This is a genomic window from Bartonella sp. AP331QHHD (genome assembly GCF_042195905.1).
In the GTDB taxonomy this organism is placed as follows: Bacteria; Pseudomonadota; Alphaproteobacteria; order Rhizobiales; family Rhizobiaceae; genus Bartonella.
In genome coordinates this window covers 1-2,868 of sequence record NZ_JBHIPG010000041.1, presented here as the reverse complement: position 1 = coordinate 2,868, position 2,868 = coordinate 1, and the positions used below count along the sequence as shown (strand labels likewise).

The window sequence follows — 2,868 nt, the reverse complement described above, 5'->3', positions numbered from 1 at the left end:
GACCACAGGAAGCATTAGCACCAGTGATATCAGCAACAGTGCCCATGCTAAAGCCAGCAGCCATGGGTTTAGCATTTCTGGTGGCGGTGCTTTGCAACAGGGGAAATATGGCATCATAAAAAATATTGCTAAAAATGCTTTAAGTCATGGAAAAGCCAAGGATGGAGCAGAAGGGGAAACCAAATCTGCTATCAGTGATGGGACTATCATCCTTACTGATACAACTGGACAAAGGGCGATGGGGCAAGATGCTGGACAAATCATTGGCTCTCTCAACCGCAACACCGCTACAGCCCACCAAGCAGTAGAACAGCTAGATGTCGCATCGCTTGAGGGGATAGTACATAATCGCGTAGATATGATCAATGATTTATCGGATGAAGGATCTAATATCTTTGAACAGAGCTTTGTAAACATGTTTATCAAAGAGCATTATCTGGCTACTGTAGATCACGATGAAAATGGCAATGTGATCTATGCAAAAGATGAAAATGGAAATCCTATAAGAGACAGTCATGGAAACCCGCAGCCGCAATATCATTATTTAACGCCTGAAGAACAACAGAATTTACAAAAAGGTTCTGATGGCAAGGTTCATGTTTTTCTCAATGGTATTTTTACAACACCAGATGACGCAGCCCATAATGCGGTTCAGTTGGCTGATAACAAGAATGATCCACACTATTTTCTGATGTTCCCTCATAGCGATTCGTTCTTGGTAGATTTGTTCATTGCAGGGTATCAGTATGCTCTAGAAGGTAAGTTGGGTATTTTGACCAATTCGACGAAGAAGTACCAGAATCTGTTGTATAGCCTTGGCAATATAGGATTGCATACTGATGCGCATAGCCGTGGCAGTATGACAGCGGGCAATGGATCGCATGATTTAGAAAAGCATGGTGTTCATGGTATAGCAAAGAAAACAACGATTAATTTCTTTGGACCAGCTTATAATACTCAAAACATGGCAGATACGTTATATATCTTAAGTGATGGAAAGCAGGATTACGTAAACTTGGAAAATCATAAAAATGACTTTGTTGGTACAAAGATTGGCAAAAATCCTTACACTTTTGGGCAAATACCTCCTGGAAGTGGTCCTTGGAAAGAAGCATGGCAAATATTTAAGGGCTACCCCAGTGTCCATGCTTGTTATGGTAATGCAGGTTCAATATGTCGACAGGCTTATGGATTACCTAATCGTACGCCAATTTATTCAAAATATTCAGGAAGAAAAAAATGAAACAAATCTTGAAATTATTAAGTGGTCTCATTCTGTTAAATATTGCTGGATGTAACATCGACAAGCCTCCACCAGGAGTTTTGAGTGCATGGGAGAAACCAGGAGCAGATTTTACTGAGGTAGGAAAAGCATTGTTAGAATGTGGTATGCCAACCCCTTATGATGTTTTTCCAGAAAATAGAAAGCTAAGCATCAATGCAGAGGCTTCCATCGATGCTTGCATGATTCAAGCAGGATTCCGCTACAAATGGGGAGGACCATATTGGTGTTATACTTTTAGAGCTGAAAACCTTCCCATTTGTCGTCCAGGTGCTGTCATACCACAGCGCAGTGTCAAGAAGCGTTTGAACAGCCCTTTTTGTAAAAAGTATAAAAATGCACCTGAATGCCAGCCTTAAGTCTTGCTTCAGTAGAGAAAGCCTTGAATTTACACCAAATAAAGCACCAGGTTGATGAGTTTGAGAAAGCCTTGTCCGTCCTTACGTGATAAGGTTTTCTTTTTATGCCGCGTCGTTATAACGTTGCTGTTTTGCTTGTTCGATTACATTCAAAAGATCCGATTGTAACCAACGGGATAAAAAGCCAAATTTTAAAGGTTTTGGGAGAGAGCCATTGGTAACATGACGCCGGAATGTTGAAACACTCATATGAAGCAGTTTTGCACTTTCACGGTCTGTTAAAAGAATATCATTTTCTGTCATACTAAAATCCTTTCAAAAGTAAAAAAATGAGAACAAATCATAACTATTTATTAACCACATTTTGGTTCATTTTTGAAGGTATTTTATTTATAGAAAACAATATTTTATCATAGTTTTTCTGATGTGATAATTTATGACTCTTATTGAGAAAGAATGAGAGAAAAGAGAGCTAAAGTTATCCACAGATCATGGGGTTATTCACCCCATATCTTAAGATTGACCCGTGACATAAGCCGCCCATTTATCCATATAAACGCGGCGCTGTTCTAAATAGTCAGTCCGACGATAGGCACGCTCTACTTTACCGCCTACTGTATGACTTAGAATAGTTTCTGCGACTTCATAAGGGGCATCGGTTGTTTCAGCGAGCCAATCACGTAAACTAGAACGAAATCCATGGGGGCATGCCTCAATTTTATTGTCTCTCATATATTGAGCCATACAATTTGCAGCGAGGGGACCCCGACCGGTTGCAGAAAAGAAGAAATCATTGCGAGAAAGCAAGCGCGCTTGTTTTAAGATTTCTAATGCTTCTGATGATAGAGGCACGCGAAACTCTTCTGTAGTATCACGTCGACCTTTCATATTTTCAGCAGGGATTGTCCAGATATCGCCATCAACTTGGTCTTTATGAATATGACACAAAGGGTTGGTACGAACGCCTGTCAAAATAAGCAAACGCAAAGCCAGTTGTGTTAAGGTTGATGCTTCGCAAAGTGTTTTATAAAAGGCAGGGACATCTCTCCAATCCATAGCTGGAAAATTTTGCGTTTTATGGCGTTGTTTACCTAAGAGAGCGCGTGCTTTTTCTGTTGCTTGTAAATCAACATCCAAACCCAAAGCAGCCGCATGTTTGAGACAAATATTAAGGCGGGTAAGAGCTTTATCAGCTGTTGCTGCTTTTGTATGCCAAATGGGAGCAAG

The 2,868-nt window shown here is 40.3% G+C and carries 4 protein-coding genes; 2 read left to right on the top strand and 2 right to left on the bottom strand.

Going from position 1 to position 2,868, the window contains the following annotated elements; all coding sequences use genetic code 11:
• Window positions 1-1,243, top strand: a 1,243-nt coding sequence (locus ACFIMS_RS05165) for a filamentous hemagglutinin (RefSeq protein WP_375696445.1), incomplete at its 5' end; no start/stop codon positions are given.
• Complete coding sequence (locus ACFIMS_RS05160; protein ID WP_375618845.1) at window positions 1,240-1,641, top strand: hypothetical protein; 402 nt, start codon at window positions 1,240-1,242, stop codon at window positions 1,639-1,641. The genes ACFIMS_RS05165 and ACFIMS_RS05160, both read left to right, overlap by 4 nt.
• A gap of 102 nt (window positions 1,642-1,743) precedes the next feature.
• Here ACFIMS_RS05160 and ACFIMS_RS05155 read toward each other — a convergent pair whose 3' ends face one another.
• Window positions 1,744-1,944, bottom strand: coding sequence for an AlpA family transcriptional regulator (locus ACFIMS_RS05155; protein ID WP_015856172.1), 201 nt, complete (start codon window positions 1,942-1,944; stop codon window positions 1,744-1,746).
• 210 nt (window positions 1,945-2,154) lie between these two features.
• The coding region (locus ACFIMS_RS05150) for a tyrosine-type recombinase/integrase (RefSeq protein ID WP_375696444.1) at window positions 2,155-2,868 on the bottom strand (714 nt) is incomplete at its 5' end.

Coding starts and splice junctions, on each gene's coding strand:
- ACFIMS_RS05155 (WP_015856172.1), bottom strand. CDS start 1,944: ATGACAGAAAATGATATTCTTTTAACAGACCGTGAAAGTGCAAAACTG.
- ACFIMS_RS05160 (WP_375618845.1), top strand. CDS start 1,240: ATGAAACAAATCTTGAAATTATTAAGTGGTCTCATTCTGTTAAATATT.